Here is a 21,313-nt window from a genome sequence, read left to right as displayed (position 1 = left end):
CGCAGCGGGGGGCGGGAGGCAGCGCGTTTGGGAAAACCCAATACAACTCACCACGGGTTGCTCCCGGCGGGGATCGCGGTGCCGGCCTCGACCCGGCGGGTCTGCTCGGCGCGCAGGCGCAGCTTGAGATAGCGGCCGGGATCGTCCGGCAGGGTCTGGAGCCAGAGCCGGTCCGGGCGGATCTCGTGGGCCTCGAAGCTCTTGGTCACCCGGCGGACCTCCCGCTCGGGGGCCTCGGCCACCATGGCGGCGCCGCCGCCGGTCCGGCCCCGACCCGCCGCGTCGCCCGCGGAGCCGCGGGCCTGGCCCTTGCCGGCGTCGATCGACTGCTGCTCGGCCTTGCCGCGGCGGGCGACCTTGCTGTTGCCGGGCAGCGACGCGCTGGCGTTGGACTCCTTGTTGCCGGCCAGACCCTCGCCGCTGGAGGCGGCGTTGATGTCGTTGTTCTGATCCTGGTTGGCGGTGTTGTTGTAGCGGGCGCCGTACTGGGCCGTGCCGTTGGCGATGCCGCCGCCGGGCCCGCGGTCGATCACCTCGGCCTGCATCCGGGCGATCAGCGAGCGGTTGGCCTGCGCGTCGGCATCGCGGGGGTTGAAGCGCAGGGCCTCGTCGTAGGCCGCGAGCGCCCCGTCGAGGTCGCCGGCCTTCGCGAGGGCGTTGCCGAGATTGTAGCTCGCGCGCCGTCCGCCGGTGCGGAACAGCGCGATCGCCGCGTCGTAGCGGCCGGCCTCGTAGAGCGCGGCGGCGCGCCAGGCCGGATCGACGAAGACATCGGCGGCGAGGCCCGGCAGGCCGAGTCCCATCAGCAGCCGCCCGAAGCCGGTGCGGGGCTGCGAGATCGCGAGCAGAGCCAGGAGGGCGATTCCGGCGAGCGCCAGGCCGGCGATCCGCGCGCGGCGCCGCCAGCGCGGCGGCAGGCCGGCCCGGAGCGGGGCGGCGAAGCCCGTATCGGGGAGGGTGAGCCGCATCACGCGCTCCTCATCATGCGCTCCTGCGGAACAGCAGCAGGGCCGGCAGCGCCGCCAGCAGCAGCAGCCAGCGTCCGAGATCCGCGTAGGCCAGGACGCCGTAGCCGCCGGCCGCGAGGTGCTGGGCGAGTCCGGCGCCGACCGCGTCGAGCACCGGGCCCGGAGTCGCGATGTCGGCGGTCGTGCCGCCTCCGGCCCGGGCGAGGGCGTCGAGGGCGGTCCGGTCGGGCTTGGGCGCTCCGGACGGCAGCGGCTTGTCGGCCGGGACGAACAGGGTCTGGAGTCGCCAGCCGTGCTCGGCGATGGCGCGGGCCTCGCGGGTGGCGGCCTCGCCGATGCCGTCGCCATCGCTGATCAGCACCACGTCGGCCGCCACCACGTTGGCCTCCGCCAGGGTGCGGCGGGCCAGCGCCAGCCCGCGCTCGGGATGGGAGCCGCGGTCCGGCACCGTGTCGGCGTCCAGCGCGAACAGGGTGGTGCCGAGGCTGTCGCGGTCCGTGGTCGGGGAGGCGGCGAGGTAGGCGTCGCCCGCGTAGACCACGAGGGCGACCGCCCGGGTGCCGGCGGCCTCGGCCACAGCGGCGGCGGCCTGCCGAACGCCCTGGAGGTTGCCGCCCTCGGTAACCGAGCGGGAGAGATCGACGACAATCACGGTCTCGTCGAGGTTGCGGAAGGTCCGCCCGTCCGCCCGTTCCACGGCCGGTCCGGTCAGTGCAAGGGCGATCAGCCCGGCCGCCAGCGCGGCCGAGAGGTTCGCCTGCCGCCGCCCGCCGAGTACCGCGCCGGCCCGGGCGAGATGGGCCATCAGCGCCGGGTCGACCGCCCGGGCCCAGTCGCCCAAAGGCGCCGAGCGCCACGCGGCGCGCAACGCCAGCAGGACGACGACCGGGATCGCCAGGAACCACCAGGGGCGCAGCAGCGCGACGGTGCCGAGGAGACTCATCGGGCCGGTCCTCTCGCCCAGATCCCCTTATCCTGAGGTGCGAGCGTAGCGAGCCTTGAAGGAGGGTTCCAGGGATTGCGCGGCCGGCTGGCGGCGTCCTTCGAGGCCTGCGCTACGCTCGGGCACATCAGGACGAGGGCGTTGGTCGGAGGTGGGGGATGTGGATCCATCACGCGCCCCTCCGGCTCGCGAGCAGCGCGGCGGCGGCCAGCAGCGCCAGGGCGGCCGGCCAGGGCCAGAGGTCCCGGCGTAGGGGCAGGGGCGGGGCGAGCGCGCGGCCGCCCTCCAGCCGGTCGATGGCGTCGGCGACCCGGACCAGATCCTCGGTGGTGCGGACCCGGAAGGCCTCGCCGCCGCTCGCCTGCGCCATGTCCCGCAGGGTCTCGGTGTCGACCACGTCCTGCTCGCCGTCGGCGTCGGCCATGTCGCGCGGGCCCAGCGCGATCGTGTAGACCTTGATGCCCAGCTCCTTGGCGAGCTCCGCCACGTCCTTGGGGGCCGTCTGGCCGGCATTGTTGGCGCCGTCCGACAGCAGGATCACGGCCTTCGCGGCTTTCTCGCCCGGCCTGACCCCGGCGGCGTCCCCCCCTGCGTCCCGCGGGTCCAGGCGGCGCAGAGCGAGCCCGAGCCCGTCGCCGATCCCGGTGGAGCGGCCGCTGATGCCGATCGTGGCCTCGTCCAGCGCCCGGGCGACCGCGGCGGTGTCGAAGCTCGGCGCCGCCGCCACATAGGCTTGGTCGGCGAAGATCACGAGGCCGATCCGGTCCCCGGCCCGGCGCCGGATGAAGTCGGTGCCGACGCGCTTGACTGCGGTGAGCCGGTTCACGGTCTCGCCGTCGAGGGCGAAGTCGCGCCGCTCCATGGAGCCCGACAGGTCCATGGCGATCATGATCTCGCGGCCCGAGGCCGGGAGTGCGGCCGCCGGCATCACCAGCCGCGGCCCCGACAAAGCCACCACCAGGGCGATCCAGAGCGTCCAGGTGAGCAGGGCCCGGCGGCGCCCCCGGGCCGCGAGGTCGGCGCCGGAGCGCGCCCCGCCCACCAGGGTGGCGGGCACGCGCAGGGCGCCGCTGCCGCCCTCCGGCTCCGCCGGGATCAGGCGCGCGGCCATCAGCGGCAGGGGCAGCGCCAGCAGCGCCCAGGGTGCCGCGACGTCGAAGACCGACAGGAACGCACTGAGCCACGCGGGCAGGAGCGCGCTCATGCCCGCAGCCGCCCGATCAGGCGGGAGAGCTCGGCGTCCAGGGCGTCGAGGTCGGGATCCTGCCGCCGGTACAGCCCGTCGGCGAGCACCCGGCCGGCGCCCCGGGTGAAGAAGTCGGTTCGGAACCGCCCGTCCAGCCGGGCCGCCCAGTCGGCACCCATCGCCCGGGTCCCGGTCTCGCCGGACCGGTCGAGGGAGCGGTCGAGGCGGCGTAGCAGCCGGGCCTGGGCGACGAGACGCGCCTCTGGGTCGAGGCCGCGGCTCCGGGCGAGCTCGGCGAGCGCGGCCCGGCGGATGGTGGCCCACGCCCGGCCGCGCCCGTAGCGCACGAGCCCCACCAGCAGGGCGGCGAGGAAGCCGAGGGCGGCCGCCGCGACGACCTCGCCCTGCACGGCGCCGGCTGCGCCGCCGGGCAGGTGCAGGCCCCGGAGCTGGTCGAGGGACAGGGGGATCTCGGCGGGCGCGACGGGATTCATCGGGTCGCGCCGCGAATCAGGTCGCCGGGGATCGGGCCGCTGGGTCCGGCCTCACAGCACCGCATCGAGGCGCTCCATGAGCGGCGCGTAGGCCTCCGGGCCGGTCTCGACGTCGAGGCGCACGCCCGCGATGCCCCGGCGGGCATAGTCGGCGAGCCGGGCCTCGGCGGAATCCCCCGCCGGCCCGGCCGCGGTCGGCAGCGCGGTCCCGCGGCGGCCATCCGCCAGGGCGAAGGGGTAGAAGCCCGGCGGTCGGGCGCGCTCGAAGGCGTCGCTCACCAGGATCAGCCGGATGGCGATCCGCTCGGCGAGCAGAGTCAGGAGCTCGTCGAAGCCCGGGCCGGGATTGTCCAGGGCGCTGGCGATGACGAGGTGGCCGCCGGCCGGCAGCAGGTTGCGGGCGAGGGCGAGCGTCGCCTCCAGCGGCGGCTCCGCGCGCGCCGGGGAACCGGACTCGGTCCCGAGCGCGTCGGCATGGGCCTGGGCGAGGGCGCCGGTGACCGCGATCATGGCACGCTCGCCACCCGCGGGCCGCAGTACGGTCGGTGCGCCGGCGGAGGCCACCGCGAGGCCGACCCGGCCGCCATCGGCGGCGACCCGCCAGCCGAGCAGCGCCAGGGCCTCGGCGGCCGCCACCGAGCGCAGGGCCCTTCGGGTGCCGAACAGCATCGCGGGCCGGAAATCGGCGAGGAGCACCACGGCGCGGTCGCGCTCGTCGTGGTGGGTGCGGACGTGCAGCTGTCCGGTACGGGCCGTGGCGTTGCGGTCGATAAAGCGGCGGTCGTCACCCTCGGACCAGAGGCGGACATCCTCCGGCTCCGAACCGCGCCCGCGGCGCCGGGTGACGATGCCGCCCGGCAGGCCCGCCAGCGTCCTTGTGGCGGGGGCGGAACCCCGCCGGGCGAGGTGGCGCAGGCCCATCAGGGCCTCGCCCGAGAGGTGGATGCCGTGCCCGGCGGGATCTCTTCCTCCGCCCTCCCGACCCTCGCTGACGCGGGAGCCCCCCTCCTCCGCAGAGGGGGGAGAAGATCTGCGGCGCGCTTGGCCCAACCCGAACACCGTCAGAGCGCCCGCACCCGCTGCACCAGCTCGCCGACGAGGCCGCGCGCCGTCTTGCCCTCGGCGGCCGCCCGCCAGGTCAGGCCGATGCGGTGGGAGAGGGCGTCGCGGGCCAGCTCCGCGACGTCCTCGGGCGTGACGTGGTCGCGCCCCCGCAGCCAGGCCCGGGCCTTGCCGGCCATCATCAGCGCCAGGGTACCGCGCGGGGAGGCCGGATGCTCGATCATGGCGCGCAGGTCCGGGGCGGCCGCGTCGGTGCGGGTCGCCGCCACGAGCCGGACCAAGTAGTCCTTGAGCGCCGGCGACACGTAGGTGGCGAGTGCCGCCTCCCGGGCCGCGCGCACGTCCGCCAGCGACAACCGCATGGTCATCGCGTCGACGTGGTGGGTGATCTCGCCCTCCACGAGGTCGAGGATCGCCCGCTCGGTGGCCTCGTCGGGCATGTCGACGACGACGTGCAGGAGGAAGCGGTCGAGCTGCGCCTCCGGCAGCGGGAAGGTGCCGGCATGCTCGATCGGGTTCTGGGTCGCCACCACCATGAACGGATCGGACAGGCGATGCGTGTGGCCGGAGACCGTCACCTGCCCCTCGGCCATGGATTCGAGCAGCGCCGACTGCACCTTCGGGGGGGCGCGGTTGACCTCGTCCACCAGCACGAGGGCATGGAACAGCGGGCCGGGCAGGAACTCGAAGGTGCCGCTGTCCTGGCGCCAGACGGTGGTGCCGGTGAGATCGGCCGGCATCAGGTCCGGGGTGCACTGGATGCGCGCGAAGGAGCCGTCGAGACCGTCCGCCAGCCGCTTGACCGCGCGCGTCTTGGCGAGCCCCGGCGCGCCCTCGATCAGCAGGTGGCCGCCGGTCAGGAGCCCGATCAGCAGGCGCTCCACGAGGCCGGCGCTGCCGATCAGGCCGCGCTCAAGGCCCTCGCGCAGCGCCATGACGCGGCCGTGCAGGGCGGCGTCCGGACTGGTGTCGGGCCGGCGTTCGGCGAGGGCGCCGCTGGTGGCGCCGCTCATGCGGAGAACGATCCGGTGCGGACCGAGTCCGCCCGTCGGGCCATATCCTGGGCCGTGTGCTGCATCCTGCACGTCTCCTCGGCCGGGTCCCGAATTCTTAAGGGATCCTCAGGCTCTTGCCGGTGTGCCCGCTGCCCGGTGCGGCCGTCAATCCCGCTTCGGGCACGCTTTCCGGTCCGGGCGCGGCCACGGTGTCACGGTTCCGTCACCTCCCCGCTTTCATGAGACGGTGATGACCAGCTACGCCGCCCTCCCCGAAGAACTGAAATCCGCCATCGGCCTGCTCGTGGCCTTCGTGCTGGGCACGATCATCGGGGCCGAGCGGCAGTACCGGCAGCGCACCGCGGGCCTGCGCACGGCCGTGCTGGTCGCGGTCGGGGCCAGCGCCTTCGTGGATCTCGGCATGCGCCTGACCGGCCCGGACGGGGGCGTCCGCACGGTGGCCTACGTGATCTCCGGCATCGGCTTCCTCGGCGCCGGCGTGATCATGAAGGAGGGGATGAACGTCCGCGGCCTCAACACGGCCGCGACCCTGTGGTGCTCGGCCGCGGTCGGAGCCTTCTGCGGCGCGGACCTGCCCCTGGAGGCGGTGTTCGTGATGGCGACGGTGCTCGCCTGCAACACCGCGCTCCGGCCGCTGGTGAACGCCATCAACCGCGCGCCGATCCGCGAATCCGCCACCGAGGCGACCTACGAGGTCCAGGTCACCACGGCGCCTGGCGAGGCCGGGCCGGCCCAGGACCTATTGGTGGAGCGTCTTGAGGCGGCGAACTACCCGGTCGGTAGCGTCGAGATCGAGGAGCGGGGCGAGAATGCGGTCGACGTGGTGGCAACGCTCACGGCCAGCGCCGTGAAGGCGGAGGAACTCGACGCCGTGACCAACGAACTGGCCCGCATGCCCGGCATCCGCCACGCCACGTGGTCGGTGCAGACCGCCGACTGAGCGTGTCCGGGCACCCGTGGGCGTCAGGGCTTTTCGAAATTAGCGGCGCCGTGGGCGCGATCGGGCCCGCGCTCCGACGGCAGGCCCCCGGGATCCAGCAGTCAGCGGCGCGGGTCGAGCGGGCGGCTGCGGCGTTCGATCACCACGGTCGGGCGGGTACGCCGCTCGACCACCACCGTGCGCGGAGCTCGGCTCGGGCTCGCATGGGTCAGGATCCGCTCGGGCGCGCGCTCCGGCTTGACCTTCTTGGCGGCCAGGACGTGGGGGCGGACCTCCTCGGCCGGCAGGCCCATCAGGCCCGCGGCGATCTCAATCTGCTGCTCGACATCGTCCGCGAGATCCTGTGCGGCGGCGACCGCCTCGCTCACGGTGGGCGGCTCGCGGCGCACGCGAATCGGTGGCAGGTCGGCGAAGCTCTTCTGCGTCTTCTTCACGGGGCGACTCGCAGTCTTCATGCGGCGAACATAGCGCGTTCCGAGCCGGTTGTGCAGTGCATCAAAAACGTGTGATGGGCGCCTCGAGGACATGTCTGCGGTGTGTAGGACGCGGATATGATGCGCGCCCAGGCACCTTCTGCTCGATCCGCCAGGCATCTGGGCGATCCCGAGGCTGCCGGGACCCTTCACCGGTCCGTGCGGCATAGTAGCACAGATGTCTGCCTCACGGTCGCGACTCTGCTTACGCGCCCTTCGGCCCGGCGTGGTACGATCTGTCCATGACCGAGAGCCTCGATCCCCGGCTGACCCCGGCCCGGCCGCACGTCGCCGATCTCCGCCTGCGGGACCGCATCACGGCGGCGCGCTACGTCGCCGGCACGAAGCGGCGCGTGACCGCGCCATCGGCGCCGCTGCGCCGCGCGCCCGCCGCCGATGCGGGGCTCGATACCGAGGCGCTTCTGGGTGACGCGGTCGATCTTTACGATGTGGCGGAAGGCTTCGCCTTCGTGCAGCTCGCCCGCGACGGCTATGTCGGCTACCTGCCGGCCGAGAGCCTGGGTCCGATCGATCCGGAGCCGACGCACCGCGTCACGGCGCTTCGCACCTTCCTGTACCCTGAGCCGGACCTGAAGCGGCCAATCCTCGGCCATCTCAGCCTCGGTGCCCGCCTCACGGTGACGGGTGAGGCGGCCGCCTATCTGGAGACGCCGGGCGGATACGTGTTCGCCCGCCACTGCGCCCCACTCGACACCCACGAACCGGATTATATCGCCACGGCCGCGCGGCTCGCCGGCACCCCCTATCTCTGGGGCGGCCGCACCAGTCTCGGCCTCGACTGCTCGGGCCTCGTACAACTCTGTCTGGACGCGGCCGGGCTGCCCTGCCCACGCGACGCCGACATGCAGGAGCGGGCGCTCGGCGAGGCGCTGCCCCTCGACCTCGCGCGCCTGCGCCGGGGCGATTTCGTCTTCTGGCGCGGCCATGTCGGGTTGATGCGCGATCCCGAGACGCTGATCCACGCCAACGGCCACCACATGGCGGTGGCGGCGGAGCCGCTGGCCGAGGCGGTCGCCCGCATCGCGGCGCACAGCTTCGGCGCCGTGACGGGAACCCGGCGGCTCTGAGCGGACCTAATGAGGGAGAGGGTCCAAGTCCCGCGGCAATCGTGCTACAGAGCGGCTCCGCTTCCCTCTTCTCGCCCGGTTCCTGGGCCAGTCCTGTTGACAGGACAGCCCCGCCCTCGCCACATCCCCCGCATGACCGCCGATATCGCGACCACCGAGCCCGTCCCGGGCACTGCCGGCAAGCCGCCGCTGGAAATTCTGCTCTGCGCCCCGCGCGGGTTCTGCGCCGGCGTGGTGCGGGCCATCGATGTCGTGGAACGGGCTCTCGCCATCTACGGGCCGCCCGTCTACGTCCGGCACGAGATCGTCCACAACAAGTACGTGGTCGAGAGCCTGAAGCGGAAGGGCGCCGTGTTCGTGCGTGAACTGGACGAGGTGCCGGACGGCGCCGCCCCGGTGATTTTCTCCGCCCACGGCGTAGCGAAGACCGTGCCGGCCAACGCCGATTCGCGCGGGCTGACCACGATCGACGCCACCTGTCCGCTGGTGACCAAGGTCCACCGCGAGGCCGAGATCCACCACAAGCGCGGCCGCCACGTGCTGCTGGTCGGCCATTCGGGTCATCCCGAGGTGGTCGGCACGATGGGCCAGCTGCCCAAGGGCTCGATCACCCTGGTGGAGGATCTCGATCAGATCGAGGCCCTGACCCCCGACAATCCCAACAATCTCGCCTGGGTTACCCAGACGACCCTGTCGGTGGACGACACAAGGCACATCGTCGACGCGCTGAAGAAGAAGTTCCCGACTATCACCGGGCCGCACAAGGACGACATCTGCTACGCCACCACCAACCGCCAGGAGGCGGTGAAGCAGGTGGCGCCGCTGGTGGATGCCCTGATCGTGGTCGGATCCTCGAACTCCTCGAACTCGCAGCGCCTGCGCGAGGTCGCCGAGCGCGTCGGCTGCCCGATCACCCGCCTCGTGCTCCGTGCCGAGGAGATCGACTGGCCGGCCTTCGAGGGGATCCGCAAGCTCGGCCTCACCGCCGGTGCCTCGGCCCCCGAGGTGCTGGTCGAGGAGATCATCGACGCCTTCGCGGCCCGCTACGACGTGATCGTCGACACGGTCTCGACGGTGATCGAGGACATGGTCTTCCCGCTGCCGCGGGAGCTGCGCAGCGAGGCCGCCGAATAGGCGGCCCGATCGGACAGCGCGGGCCCGACCCCTCGGGCTCGAGGCGCGGCAGGTCTTATGCGGGGGCGCTTCGGCGCCCCTTGCCATGTTGAACTTCCGACATCAGAGCGCAGACACGTGGCCGTCTACACCGAGGTATCCGACGCGGCGCTCGCCGATTTCCTGTCCGCCTACGCGATCGGCAGCCTGCTCTCCTTCAAGGGGATCGCGGAGGGCGTCGAGAACTCGAACTTCTTCCTACACACCACCGACGGCGCCTACATCCTGACGCTCTACGAGAAGCGCGTCCGGGAACAGGACCTGCCGTTCTTCATCGGGCTGATGGAGCACCTCTCGGCCCGCGGCCTCGCCTGCCCGCAGCCCGTGCGAGACCGGACCGGCCAGGCCCTCGGCCAGCTCTGCGGCCGGCCCGCCGCCATCGTGAGCTTCCTGGAGGGTGTCTCGGTCAAGGCGCCGGGGGCCGGGCATTGCCGGGAACTCGGCCGGGCGCTCGCGGAGCTGCATGCTGCAGGCCGGGACTTCCCGATGGTGCGGGAGAACAACCTCTCGGTCTCCGCGTGGCGACCGCTCTTCGCTCAGGCGGAGGCCCAGGCCGATTTGGTCGAGCCCGGGCTCGCGGAGCGCACCCGGGCCGACCTCGCCTTCCTGGAGGCGCATTGGCCGCAAAACCTGCCGGGCGGCGTGATCCACGCGGATCTCTTCACCGACAACGTGTTCTTCATTGGCGACGCCTTGTCGGGCCTGATCGACTTCTATTTCGCCTGCACGGACGCCTTCGCGTACGACCTCGCGGTCTGCCTCAACGCGTGGTGCTTCGAGGCCGACGGCACCTTCCACCGGGATATGGCGGCGGCGCTGATCGCCGGCTACGAGGCGGTGCGGCCGCTCGAACCGGCCGAGGTCGCGGCACTGCCGATCCTGTGCCGGGGGGCGGCGCTCCGCTTCATGCTCACCCGGCTGGTCGACTGGCTGAACGTGCCCCCGGGCGCCCTGGTGAAGCCGAAGGATCCGCGGGAGTTCGATCGCCGGCTCGCCTTCCACCGACGGGCGCCCCACGCGCGGGATTACGGGCGGCCGAGCTGAGGACCGGATGAGCACCGATGAGACCAGGCCCGGCGGGCAGGCCGCGGCCGAGCTGAAGCGCGTCAAGATCTACACGGACGGCGCCTGCTCGGGAAATCCGGGGCCGGGCGGCTGGGGCGCGATCCTGATCTTCGGCGACACCCAGAAGGAACTTTCCGGAGGAGAGGCCCACACGACCAACAACCGCATGGAGATCCTGGCGGCGATCGAGGCGCTGGAGGCTCTGACGCACCCGTGCCGGGTCGACCTGTTCACGGACTCGCAGTACCTGCGCCAGGGCATCACCAGCTGGATCCACAATTGGAAGGCGCGGGGCTGGCGCACTGCCGACAAGAAGCCGGTGAAGAACGAGGATCTCTGGCGCCGCATCGACGCCGCCCGCGCGCGCCACGAGGTGGCGTGGCACTGGGTGAAGGGCCACGCCAGCGACCCGCTGAACAACCGGGTCGACGCGCTGGCGGTGGCCGCGATGCTGCCATTCAAGCGGCGATGAGGGCGGATTTGGCTTCTTGGCCGGAGGATATGACGGGTCTCGGAGCTGCCACTCCCTCTCCCTCCCTGCGGGAGAGGGTAGCCCGCGAAGCGGGTCGGGAGAGGGGAGCGACGATGCAGAATATAGCCCCGGTCGTCATGAAGGCTGCGCCAGATCCTGAACCCGGGTTCACCCCTTCCAACCCCAGCTGACGAAGGGGTGACCCTTCCCCACCGATGGGGGAGAAAGGGAAGCGGATCCGATTGCAGGCTTTCTCGAGCGCACGATTCAGCGACTCAATCCGTCTCCCCGTCCAACCCCAACCAGTGCCGACCGTCCCGGGCCAGGAGCGCGTCGGCTTCCTTCGGGCCGGCGCTTCCGGCCGGGTAGAAAGCCACCTCCGCCTGCGGCCAGCCCTTGAGCAGCGGATCGACCGCGGCCCAGCCGGCCTCGATGTTGTCGGCACGCTGGAACAAGGTGGCGTCGCCGGTCATGCAATCGTAGAGCAGCGTCTCGTAGCCGACATTCGGCCGGTCGGCGAAGAAGTCCTTGTAGCGGAAGCCGGACCGCACCCGGCCGATCTTCATCTGCGGCCCCGGCACCTTGACGTTGAACTCGGTGCTGACCCCGTGGTCGGGATCGATCAGGATCCGCATCACCGTGGGCCCGAGATCGGCGGTGGGCGTATCCTCGAACATCTTGAACGGCGCCGGCTTGAACAGCACGGCGATCTCGGTGCGCCGCCCGGTCATGCGCTTGCCGGTGCGGACGTAGAACGGCACGCCGGCCCAGCGCCAATTCTCGATCTGCAGCTTCAGGGCGATGTAGGTCTCGGTGACCGAATCCCTGGCCACATGCGGCTCGTCCCGGTAGGCCGGGACATTGCGCCCCTCCGAGGTGCCGGCCGTGTATTGGCCGCGCACCGCGTCCTCCGGCGGGATCGGCTTCACGGCCTCGGCGAGCTTGGCCTTCTCGGTCCGCACGGCTTCCGCGCCGAAGGAGTTCGGCGGCTCCATGGCGACCATGCAGAGCAGCTGGAACATGTGGTTCGGCACCATGTCGCGCAGCGCTCCGGTCGGCTCGTAGAAGCCGCCGCGCTCCTCGACGCCCACGGTCTCGGCCGCGGTAATCTGGATGCTGTCGACGTATTCCCGCCGCCAGACCGGTTCCAGCAGGCCGTTGGCGAAGCGGAACGCCATGATCGACTGTACCGTCTCCTTACCCAGGAAGTGATCGATCCGGTAGAACTGGCTCTCGTCGCCTTGGCGGAGGATGCGGGCGTTCAGCTCCTTGGCCGAGGCGAGATCGGAGCCGAACGGCTTCTCGATGACAACCCGGCGGAAATTCTCCCCCTCCTGCTTAAGCAGGCCGGCCTGCCCGAGCCCATCCACGATCGTTCCGAAGAAGCGCGCCGCCACCGCGCAGTAGAACACAGCGCTGCCGGTGACCCGCTCCTTCACGGCCGCGAAGGTCTCGGGCTTCTCGAAATCGCCCTTCAGGTAGTGCAGCCGGTCGCGGATGAAGCCCCAGCTTTTCGGATCGATATGGTCGGCGTGGAACTCCGAGGTCGGATCCTTGCTGAAGGCTTCCAGGGCCTGGGTGAGGTTGTCGCGCAGGGATTGGTCGGTGCCGTCGCTGTGATCGACACCCAGGATCGAGAAGCCCTCGGACAGCAGGCCCGCGCCTGCGAGATTGTAGAGCGAGGGCATCAGCAGGCGCTTGGTGAGGTCGCCGCCGGCCCCGAAGATCACCAGCGTGCAGGGAGGTGCCGGCTGCGTGCCGCAGGCGGCCGTGTCCTTGAGGGCTCTCGTCGGTTCGGCCATCCCTGACTCCATCTGGCTGCGGTGCAGCAAACCGGCCTGACAACCCGCCGCAGCGAGGCCCGTTCCGGCCCCCATGGGCTATGCGGCGCCGAGCCTAGGATCAAGGAACCCCGCATGCATATCCATGCCCACGAACCCTTGGCTCACAGCCACGTCACCGTGAAGGTCCGGCTCGGGGCATGCGACCAGGCCCTGACGGCGCTTCGGACCAGACGCGCCTGTCGGTCGGGAGGCCGCCCGCTGTCGCAGACCACATCGCTGCGCGCGTGAGGCGCCCGAGGGTCCGATCGAGCGGAACTGCCGGAACAGCCTACTCGTCGGGGCGGACCGCCTGGCCGCCCCGGTCGATCGGCAGGCTCGGGCCCTTCAACTCGGAATCGCTCGGCAGGGAGCGCACGTCCCAGCCGCCGCCGAGCGCCCGAATCAGCGTGACCGCCGCGGTGAAGCGGCTCAGCCGCACCTGAAGGGCATTGACCTCGTTGTTCACGAGCAGGTTTTGCGCGGTCACCACCGTGGTGAAGTTCTGGGTGCCGGCCCGGTACTCGTTGAGCGTGATCTCCACGGCCTTGCGCGACAAATCCACTGCGGTGTCCTGGGCTCGCTGCTGCTGGCCGAGGATGCGCAGGGCCGCCATCTGGTTCTCGACCTCGGCGAAGGCGGCCAGCACCACCTGCCGGTAATTGGCCACCGCCGCGTCGTAGCCAGCCTCCGCCGAGCGCAGAGCCGCCGTGCGGGCGCCGCCGTCGAACAGCACCTCGCTGCCGGAAGCCGCCACCGACCAGACCTGGTTGGCGGCCGAGAGCAGCCCGTTGCGGGTCGCCCCCGAGATGCCGCCCTGGGCCGAGATCGTCACCGTGGGGAAGAAGGCCGCCACCGCGACGCCGATGCGCTCGCTCTGCGACTGAACGAGGCGCTCGGCTTGAGCCACGTCCGGGCGCCGCTCCAGCAACTCGCCAGGGATGCCCACCGGCACGCCGGGCGGATTGCGCGATATGCCGGCCACCGGGATCGACACCTCCGAGGGGGGACGCCCAATCAGGGTGGCGATGGCGTTGACGTACTGAACCCGGGTCAGGCGTACCGCGATGGCCTGGGCCTCGATGGTCTGGACCTGGGTCTGCGCGGTGATCACGTCGGACCGGGCCGCCACGCCGGCCGCATACTGGTTCTCGGTGATCGCCAGGGTCCTCTTGAAGTTCTCGACGTTCTCCTCGAGCACCTTCTGGAGGGAATCCGCGTAGCGCACCGTCAGGTAGTCGGCGGCGATCTCCGCCTGGATGCTCAGGCGAGTCAGCGCGATGGTCGCGGCGTCGGATTGCGCCAGGGCCGCCTCGCTCTCGATGTTCCGGCGCGTGCCGCCGAACAGGTCGAGCTCCCAGCTCGCCTGCCCCAGCAGCGACACGTTGGTGCGCGTGGTGCTGCCGCTGCCGGTCCGGGTGATGCTCGGCGCGCCGATCACCGTCGGGTACAGGGCGGCCTGGGCGGAGGCGACCAGCGCCCGCGCCTGCCGGTAATTCGCCACCGCCTGCCGGAGGGATTGGTTGTCGACGTCGACCAGGCGGATCAACCGGTCGAGGGCCGGATCCCGGAACACCCGCCACCAATCGCCGCGCTCCACGGCGTCGCTGGGGTTGGCCTCGCGCCAGCCCTTCCTGTGTGCTGCGACATAGGCTGGGCTGTCCTCCCGGACGCCACCCTGCTTGTAGGCGAGTGGGGTCTCCACGGAGGGCCGGGTGTAATCGGGGCCGACCACGCAGCCGGCGAGGAGGGGCGCGGTCAGCAGGAGGGATGTGAGGCCGAGGAGGATAGACGATGCCGTCCTCCCATCCCGACACGTGGGGGTGACGGACCATCCAGCCCGCGCCCTCATCCTGAGGTGGCCGAGTGCAGCGGAGGCCTCGAAGGAGCCCTCCAGACGGCGCCGCGATCCCTGGAGCCCTCCTTCGAGGCTGCTGCGCAGCACCGCAGGATGAGGGCGCTGATTGGACGAACCTTCACACCCGGCCGGAGCCGCCGCTGTTTCACGTGAAACCTTAACCATCATTCCCCGGCCGGCAGCGCCGCTTCTCCGCCCCGTCCGGCGCGTCTGCGGCGGTTGAGCACCCTGTGCCGGAGGCGATCGAGGGTGAGGTAGACGACGGGGGTGGTGTAGAGGGTCAGGATCTGGCTCACAATCAGGCCGCCGACGATGGCGATGCCGAGCGGCCGGCGCAGCTCCGCGCCCTCGCCGTTGGCCAGGATCAGCGGCACGGCGCCGAGCATGGCCGCCAGCGTCGTCATCATGATCGGCCGGAAGCGCAGGAGACAGGCCTCGCGGATCGCGTCCACGGGATTCGCGCCCCGGGTGCGCTCGGCGTCGATCGCCACGTCGATCATCATGATCGCGTTCTTCTTCACGATGCCGATGAGCAGGAACACCGCGATCAGCGCGATGATGGTGAAGTCGGTGCCGGTCACCAGCAGGGCCAGCACCGCCCCGACGCCGGCCGAGGGCAGGGTGGAGAGGATCGTCAGCGGGTGCACGAAGCTCTCGTACAGGATCCCCAGCACCGCGTAGACCGCCAGGATCGCCGCCAGGATCAGCAAAGGCTGGCGCGAGGCCGAGGCCACGTAGTTCTTGGCCGCGCCGGCATACTCGCCGTGGATCGTCGCCGGCAGGTGCAGGGAGGCCATGGCCCGGTCGATGGCGTCCGTGGCGTCCGACAGGCTCTTGCCCGGGGCGAGGTTGAACGAGATCGTGGTCGCCACGAACAGGCCCTGGTGGCTGACCTGCACGGGGGCGTTGCCGGGCTCGATCCGCGCGAAGGCCGAGAGCGGCACCATCGTCTCCTTGGCGGCCGAGACCGGGGCGCTCGACGAGGCGCCGCCCTTGCTTGCCGCGATCGCGTTGGAGGACGCGTTGCGCGCCGAGTCGGAGGCGATGGCGGCGGCGTTCGAGGCCGTGTCGGCCGTGCTGGCCGAGGCCGCCGCGCCCGCACCGCCCGAGGCGCCCCCGACCGCGCCGGTGCCGGCGGCGGCCCCCGCGGCACCCGTGGCCGCCGACGACGCGCTGCCCGGGCTGCTCGTGCCGGTCGCCGCGTTGGTGTTGACGCTTCCGCCCGCCGCCACGGTGCCGGCGACCGCGTTGGTGGTCGCCGAGCCGGCCGCGTTGCCCCCCGAGGTGGAGACGTAGATCTGCTTGAGCGTCTCCGGCGTCTCCAGGTAGCGCGGCGCGATCTCCATCACGACGTGATACTGGTTCAACGGATTGTAGATCGTCGAGACCTGGCGCTGGCCGAAGGCGTCGTAGAGGGTGTTGTCGATCTTGTTCGGGGTGATGCCGTACCGGAACGCCGTCGCGCGGTCGATCACCACCCGGCTCTCCAGCCCGCCCTCCTGCTGGTCGGAGGTGACGTCCGCGAAGGTCGGGTCCTTCTGCAGGGCAGCGAGCAGCTTCGGGGCGGCGGCGAACAGCTCCTCGGCGGTGTCGCCCTGGAGAGTGTACTGGTACTGGGCGAAGCTCTGGCGGCCGCCCATCTGCAGGTCCTGCCGGGGGAAGACATAGAGCCGCGCGCCCGCGACCTGCGCGAGCTTCGGCCGCAGCCGCGCCATCACGGCGGAGATCGGTGCCCGCTCGTTGAGCGGCTTCAGCCCGACGAACACGTTGGCCGAGTTGGTGCCGCGCCCGCCCGTGAAGCCGACGACGCTCTCCACCGCCGGATCCGCGCCGACGATCGCGGTCGCCTGCTTGAGCTTCTTCTCCATCGACTGGAACGAGATGCGCTGGTCGGCCTGGACGCCGCCCATCATCTGGCCGGTGTCCTGCTCGGGGAAGAAGCCCTTCGGGACGATCACGTAGAGGTAGACGTTGAGGCCGACCGTGGCCAGCAGGCTCAGCAGCACGAGGCGCGGATGGGCCAGCGCCACCGTGAGAGTGCGCGCGTAGGCGCCGAGCAGCCGGTTGAAGCCGCCCTCCAGGATCCGGATCAGCAGGTTCGGCCGGCGCTCCGCGGCGGGCCGGCCGTCCGGGCCGTGCCCCTCGGCCCGCAGCAGCCGGGCACACATCATCGGCGTCGTGGTCAGCGACAGCACCAGGGAGATCAGGATCGACAGCGACAGGGTGACGGAGAATTCCTGGAAGATCCGGCCGACGAGGCCGCCCATCAGCAGGATCGGCAGGAACACCGCGATGAGCGACAGGCTCATCGAGATCACCGTGAAGCCGACCTCCCGGGCGCCGATCAGCGCTGCCTGGAGCCGGGGCTTGCCTTCCTCGATGTGCCGCTGGACGTTCTCCAGCACCACGATGGCGTCGTCGACCACGAAGCCGGTGCCGATGATCAGCGCGGTCAGCGACAGGATGTTGAGCGAGTAGCCGAGCAGGTACATCGCCGAAAAGGTGCCGATGATCGAGATCGGCACCGCGACCGCCGGGATCAGCGTGGCGCGCCAGGAGCGCAGGAAGCCGAACACCACCAAGATCACGAGGCCGACTGCCACCAGCAGCGTCTCCTCGGTGGCCGAGAGCGAGGCGCGGATCGTGGCGCTGCGGTCGCCGGTGAGCTTGATGTCGATGCCGCCGGGCAGGGCCGCGGTGATCTGCGGCAGCGCCTCCTTCACGGCGTTGATGGTCTCGACCACGTTGGCGCCGGGCTGCTTGTAGACGAACAGCAGCACGCCCGGCTCGCCGTTGACGATGCCGAGGTTGCGCTTGTCCTCGACGCCGTCGAGCACCTGCCCGACATCGGTGAGCTTCACCGCCGCGCCGTTGCGGTAGGCCACGATGATGTCGCGGTAATCGGCGGCCTTGCGGCCCTGGTCGTTGGCGTAGAGCTGGTAGCGGCGGTCCCCGACGTCGATCTCGCCCTTGGGCGAGTTGGCGTTCGCCGAGGCCAGCGCCGCCCGGATGCCTTCGAGGCCGATGCCGTAGTTGAACAGGGCCGTGGGATCGAGCTCGACCCGCACCGCCGGAAGGGACGAGCCGCCGATATCGACGTTGCCGACGCCGGGCAGCTGCGACAGCTTCTGCTGCACCACCGTGGCGGCGGAATCGTAGACCTGGCCGCGGGTCAGGGTCTGCGAGGTCATGCCGAGGATGATGATCGGCGTGTCGGCGGGGTTGAACTTGCGGTAGGTCGGGTTCTGCCGCAGCGCCGCCGGCAGGTCGGCGCGCGCCGCGTTGATCGCCGCCTGGACGTCGCGGGCCGCCCCGTCGATGTCGCGGTTGAGGCCGAACAGCAGCACGATCCGGGTGGAGCCCAGCGTGTTGGTGGACGTCATCTCGTTGACGTCCGCGATGGCGCCGAGCCGCCGCTCCAGGGGCGCCGCCACGGTGGCGGCCATGGTGTCGGGCGAGGCGCCGGCCATCTGCGCCTGGACGAGGATCACGGGGAAGTCGATCTGCGGCAGCGGCGCCACCGGCAGCTTCAGGAAGGCGAACAGGCCGGCGAGCAGCACGCCGATCGTGAGCAGCGTGGTCGCCACCGGCCGCCGGATGAACGGCTCGGAGATGTTCACGGCAGCGCCTCGCCGCCCGTGAGATCTGGCCCCCGTCGCCCGGAAATCCGCCGCTCCAGCCGGTCGAACGCCAGATAGATCACCGGCGTCGTGAACAGGGTCAGCACCTGGCTGACGATCAGGCCGCCCGCAATGCAGATGCCGAGCGGCTGGCGCAGCTCCGAGCCCACGCCGGTGCCGAGGATCAGCGGCACCGCGGCGAAGAGTGCCGCCAGCGTCGTCATCAGGATCGGCCGGAAGCGCAGGAGGCAGGCCTGGAAGATCGCCTCCCGCGGCTCGAGCCCGTCCTCGCGCTCCGCCTGGAGCGCGAAGTCGATCATCATGATCGCGTTCTTCTTCACGATGCCGATCAGCAGCACGATGCCGATCACCGCGATGATGTCGAGCGACAGGCCGAACAGCATCAGGCCGAGCAGCGCCCCGATCCCCGCGGACGGCAGGGTGGAGAGGATCGTGATCGGGTGGATGAAGCTCTCGTAGAGCACGCCCAGCACGATGTAGACGGTGACGATCGCCGCCAGAACCAGGAACAGCTCGTTGCCGAGCGCCGATTGGAAGGCGAAGACCGAGCCCTGCGGCACCACCCGGAACGAGGGCGGCAGGCCGATCTCGGCCTTGACCCGCTCGATCGCCTCGACCCCCTGCCCGAGGGCGGCGCCCGGAGCGAGGTTGAACGACACGGTGGTGGCGGGGAACTGGCCGAGATGCGAGATCAAGAGCGGCGCCCGCCGCTCGCTGATCCGCGCCACCGCGGAGAGCGGCACCTGCCCGTTGGCCGCCGTGGAGGAGGGCAGGTAGATTGCGTCGAGGCTGCGCAGGGTCGTGTGCAGCTTCGGGTCGGCCTCCAGGATCACCCGGTACTGGTTGGACTGGGTGAAGATCGTCGAGATGATCCGCTGCCCGAAGGCGTCGTAGAGGGCGTTGTCGATGGTGGCCGGCGTGATGCCGTAGCGGCCGGCGGTGGGCCGGTCGATGGTCACGTAGGCGGCGAGCCCCTGGCCCTGGTGGTCGCTGGCCACGTCCGTGACCACGGGCGACTTCGCCAGCGCCTCGGTGAAGCGCGGCACCCAGGTCTCGAAATCGTCGATGTTCGGGCTCTCGAGGATCACCTGGTACTGGGTCGCCGAGACCGCGGTGTCGATCGTCAGGTCCTGGACCGGCTGCATGTAGAGCCGCATGCCGGGCTGGTTGGTGGCCGCCGCCGAGATCCGCCGGATGATCGCGCTGGCGGACGCCGTGCGCTCGTCCCGGGGCTTCAGGTTGATCAGCATCCGGCCGGAATTGAGCGTGACGTTCTGGCCGTCGACCCCGATGAACGACGACAGGCTGGCGACGTCCGGATCCTTGAGGACGATCTCGGCCATGCGCTGCTGGCGCTCGGCCATGGCCGCGTAGGAGACCGACTGGTCGGCCTGGGTGATGCCCTGGATCACGCCTGTGTCCTGCACGGGGAAGAAGCCCTTGGGGATCACCGCGAACAGGTAGACGGTGAGCGCGAGCGTGCCCAGTGCCACCAGCAATGTCAGGCCCTGGTGGTTCAGCACCACCCGGAGCGAGCGGCCGTAGGATTCGATGGTGCCGTCGATGGCGCGGCGGCCGAGGCGGGCGATCACGCCCTCCCGGCGGGGCGCGGCCTCGGGCACGTGCTTCAGGAGCCGCGCGCACAGCATCGGCACCAGCGTCAGCGACACCACCGCCGAGATGATGATGGTCGCCGCCAGCGTGATGGCGAATTCGTGGAACAGCCGCCCGACCACGTCGCCCATGAACAGGAGCGGGATCAGCACGGCGATCAGCGAGACGGTGAGCGAGATGATGGTGAAGCCGATCTCGCGGGAGCCCTTGAGCGCCGCCTCGAGCGGCGAGTCGCCGGCCTCGACATGGCGGGCGATGTTCTCGATCACCACGATGGCGTCGTCGACCACGAAGCCGGTGGCGATGGTCAGCGCCATCAGCGACAGGTTGTCGAGAGAGAAGCCGTAGAGGTCCATCACCGACAGGGCGCCGACCAGCGACAGGGGCACCGACAGGCTCGGGATCAGGGTCGCCGACAGGCTGCGCAGGAACAGGAAGATCACCAGCACCACGAGGGCGATGGCGAGGCCGAGCTCGAACTGCACGTCCTCCACGGAGGCGCGGATCGTGGTGGTCCGGTCGGTGAGCGGCGCCACCGCCACGGCGGCCGGCAGGCTCGCCTGCATCTGCGGCAGCAGCGACTTGATCTTGTCGACCGTGGCGATGACGTTGGCGCCCGGCTGGCGCTGGATGTTGAGGATCACCGCCGGCGTCGCGTCGGCCCAGGCGCCGAGCTTGGTGTTCTCCGGCCCCTCGACCACGTCGGCGACCTCCGAGAGCATCACCGGGGCGCCGTTGCGATAGGCGATGATCGCGGAGGTGTAGGCCTTCGGGTCGCGGATCTGGTCGTTGGCGTTGATCGCGTAGGACTGCTTCGGCCCGTCGATCGTGCCCTTGGGCGTGTTGACGTTGAGGTTCGTGATGGTGGTGCGCAGGTCGTCGATGTTGAGCCCGTAGGCGGCGAGCGCCCGGGCGTTGAACCGCACCCGCACGGACGGGCGCTGCCCGCCCGAGATGCTCACGAGGCCCACGCCCGCCACCTGGCTGATCTTCTGGGCCAGCCGCGACTCCGCCAGATCCCGCACCTGGGTGAGCGGCAGGGTCTTGGAGGTCAGCGCCAGCGTCAGGACCGGCGCATCGGCCGGGTTGACCTTGGCGTAGATCGGCGGTGCCGGCAGGTCCGAGGGCAGCAGGTTGCCGGCGGCGTTGATCGCCGCCTGGACCTGCTGCTCGGCGATGTCGAGGGACAGGTCCAGGCTGAATTGCAGGGTGATGACCGAGGCGCCCGCGGAGGATTGCGAGGTCATCTGGTTGAGGTTGGCGAGCTGGCCGAACTGCCGCTCCAGGGGCGCCGTCACCGAGGAGGTCATCACCTCGGGGCTGGCGCCGGGATAGAAGGTCTGGACCTGGATGGTCGGGTAGTCGACGGCCGGCAGCGCCGAGACCGGCAGGTTCAGGTACGACACGCCGCCGACGATCAGGATCGCCAGCATTAAGAGCGTCGTGGCCACCGGGCGGAGGATGAACAGGCGGGACGGGTTCATGGGCGGCGCCCGCTAT

The 21,313-nt window shown here is 71.1% G+C and carries 16 protein-coding genes; 5 read left to right on the top strand and 11 right to left on the bottom strand.

All coding sequences use genetic code 11. The features are described from left to right. Positions 1-47 precede the first annotated feature (47 nt). The 6 genes from CIW48_RS24205 to CIW48_RS24180 all read right to left on the bottom strand — a co-directional run bounded on the left by CIW48_RS24205 (position 48) and on the right by CIW48_RS24180 (position 5,666). Positions 48-968 (bottom strand): tetratricopeptide repeat protein, encoded by a 921-nt coding sequence (locus CIW48_RS24205; protein ID WP_149313028.1) that lies wholly within the window; start codon positions 966-968, stop codon positions 48-50. A 13-nt stretch (positions 969-981) separates the two neighbouring features. Next, positions 982-1,911 (bottom strand): VWA domain-containing protein, encoded by a 930-nt coding sequence (locus CIW48_RS24200; protein ID WP_149313027.1) that lies wholly within the window; start codon positions 1,909-1,911, stop codon positions 982-984. 169 nt (positions 1,912-2,080) lie between these two features. Further along, on the bottom strand, positions 2,081-3,115 hold the full coding sequence (locus CIW48_RS24195) for a VWA domain-containing protein (protein ID WP_173009380.1): 1,035 nt from the start codon (positions 3,113-3,115) through the stop codon (positions 2,081-2,083). Further along, positions 3,112-3,591, bottom strand: coding sequence for a DUF4381 family protein (locus tag CIW48_RS24190; protein WP_149313026.1), 480 nt, complete (start codon positions 3,589-3,591; stop codon positions 3,112-3,114). The genes CIW48_RS24195 and CIW48_RS24190 overlap by 4 nt, the downstream gene beginning before the upstream one ends. Positions 3,592-3,642: 51 nt before the next feature. Beyond that, positions 3,643-4,512, bottom strand: coding sequence for a DUF58 domain-containing protein (locus CIW48_RS24185; protein ID WP_149313025.1), 870 nt, complete (start codon positions 4,510-4,512; stop codon positions 3,643-3,645). A 140-nt stretch (positions 4,513-4,652) separates the two neighbouring features. After that, positions 4,653-5,666: a MoxR family ATPase gene (locus CIW48_RS24180; RefSeq protein WP_149313024.1), complete on the bottom strand. Its 1,014-nt coding sequence runs from the start codon at positions 5,664-5,666 to the stop codon at positions 4,653-4,655. 232 nt (positions 5,667-5,898) lie between these two features. Between CIW48_RS24180 and CIW48_RS24175 the strand changes: the two genes are divergently transcribed. Beyond that, positions 5,899-6,609, top strand: a complete 711-nt coding sequence (locus tag CIW48_RS24175; RefSeq protein WP_091782622.1) for an MgtC/SapB family protein — start codon at positions 5,899-5,901, stop codon at positions 6,607-6,609. A 101-nt stretch (positions 6,610-6,710) separates the two neighbouring features. Here CIW48_RS24175 and CIW48_RS24170 read toward each other — a convergent pair whose 3' ends face one another. Next, positions 6,711-7,043 (bottom strand): hypothetical protein, encoded by a 333-nt coding sequence (locus CIW48_RS24170; RefSeq protein ID WP_244514028.1) that lies wholly within the window; start codon positions 7,041-7,043, stop codon positions 6,711-6,713. 281 nt (positions 7,044-7,324) lie between these two features. Here CIW48_RS24170 and CIW48_RS24165 point away from each other — a divergent pair, with 281 nt between their 5' ends. The 4 genes from CIW48_RS24165 (at position 7,325) to rnhA (ending at position 10,880) form a co-directional block, all read left to right on the top strand. Beyond that, positions 7,325-8,170 carry an NlpC/P60 family protein gene (locus CIW48_RS24165; RefSeq protein ID WP_149313023.1) on the top strand — a complete coding sequence of 282 codons (846 nt, stop codon included), beginning with the start codon at positions 7,325-7,327 and terminating at the stop codon, positions 8,168-8,170. Between the two features lie 132 nt (positions 8,171-8,302). Then, positions 8,303-9,304 carry a 4-hydroxy-3-methylbut-2-enyl diphosphate reductase gene (ispH, locus tag CIW48_RS24160; RefSeq protein ID WP_091782613.1) on the top strand — a complete coding sequence of 334 codons (1,002 nt, stop codon included), beginning with the start codon at positions 8,303-8,305 and terminating at the stop codon, positions 9,302-9,304. A 117-nt stretch (positions 9,305-9,421) separates the two neighbouring features. Next, a complete protein-coding gene (locus CIW48_RS24155; protein WP_149313022.1) occupies positions 9,422-10,387 on the top strand; it encodes a homoserine kinase in 966 nt (321 codons plus the stop codon). Positions 10,388-10,394: 7 nt separating this feature from the next. Beyond that, entirely contained in the window at positions 10,395-10,880 is a 486-nt protein-coding gene (gene rnhA, locus CIW48_RS24150; RefSeq protein WP_149313021.1) for a ribonuclease HI, read from the top strand. Positions 10,881-11,155: 275 nt separating this feature from the next. On the opposite strand, the gene zwf is transcribed toward rnhA, so the two are convergent. The 4 genes from zwf to CIW48_RS24125 all read right to left on the bottom strand — a co-directional run bounded on the left by zwf (position 11,156) and on the right by CIW48_RS24125 (position 21,297). Then, positions 11,156-12,682 carry a glucose-6-phosphate dehydrogenase gene (zwf, locus tag CIW48_RS24145; RefSeq protein WP_149313020.1) on the bottom strand — a complete coding sequence of 509 codons (1,527 nt, stop codon included), beginning with the start codon at positions 12,680-12,682 and terminating at the stop codon, positions 11,156-11,158. A gap of 310 nt (positions 12,683-12,992) precedes the next feature. Continuing rightward, positions 12,993-14,552, bottom strand: a complete 1,560-nt coding sequence (locus CIW48_RS24140; RefSeq protein WP_246695403.1) for an efflux transporter outer membrane subunit — start codon at positions 14,550-14,552, stop codon at positions 12,993-12,995. A gap of 170 nt (positions 14,553-14,722) precedes the next feature. Next, entirely contained in the window at positions 14,723-18,178 is a 3,456-nt protein-coding gene (locus CIW48_RS24130; protein WP_149313019.1) for an efflux RND transporter permease subunit, read from the bottom strand. Further along, entirely contained in the window at positions 18,175-21,297 is a 3,123-nt protein-coding gene (locus CIW48_RS24125; protein ID WP_149313018.1) for an MdtB/MuxB family multidrug efflux RND transporter permease subunit, read from the bottom strand. Before CIW48_RS24125 ends, CIW48_RS24130 begins: the two co-directional genes overlap by 4 nt. Between the last annotated feature and the right edge of the window lie 16 nt (positions 21,298-21,313).

The organism is Methylobacterium sp. P1-11, from assembly GCF_008329595.1.
Classification (GTDB): Bacteria; Pseudomonadota; Alphaproteobacteria; order Rhizobiales; family Beijerinckiaceae; genus Methylobacterium.
Note: the sequence above shows the minus strand (reverse complement) of the source record. Positions and strands in the feature narration are given on the sequence as shown.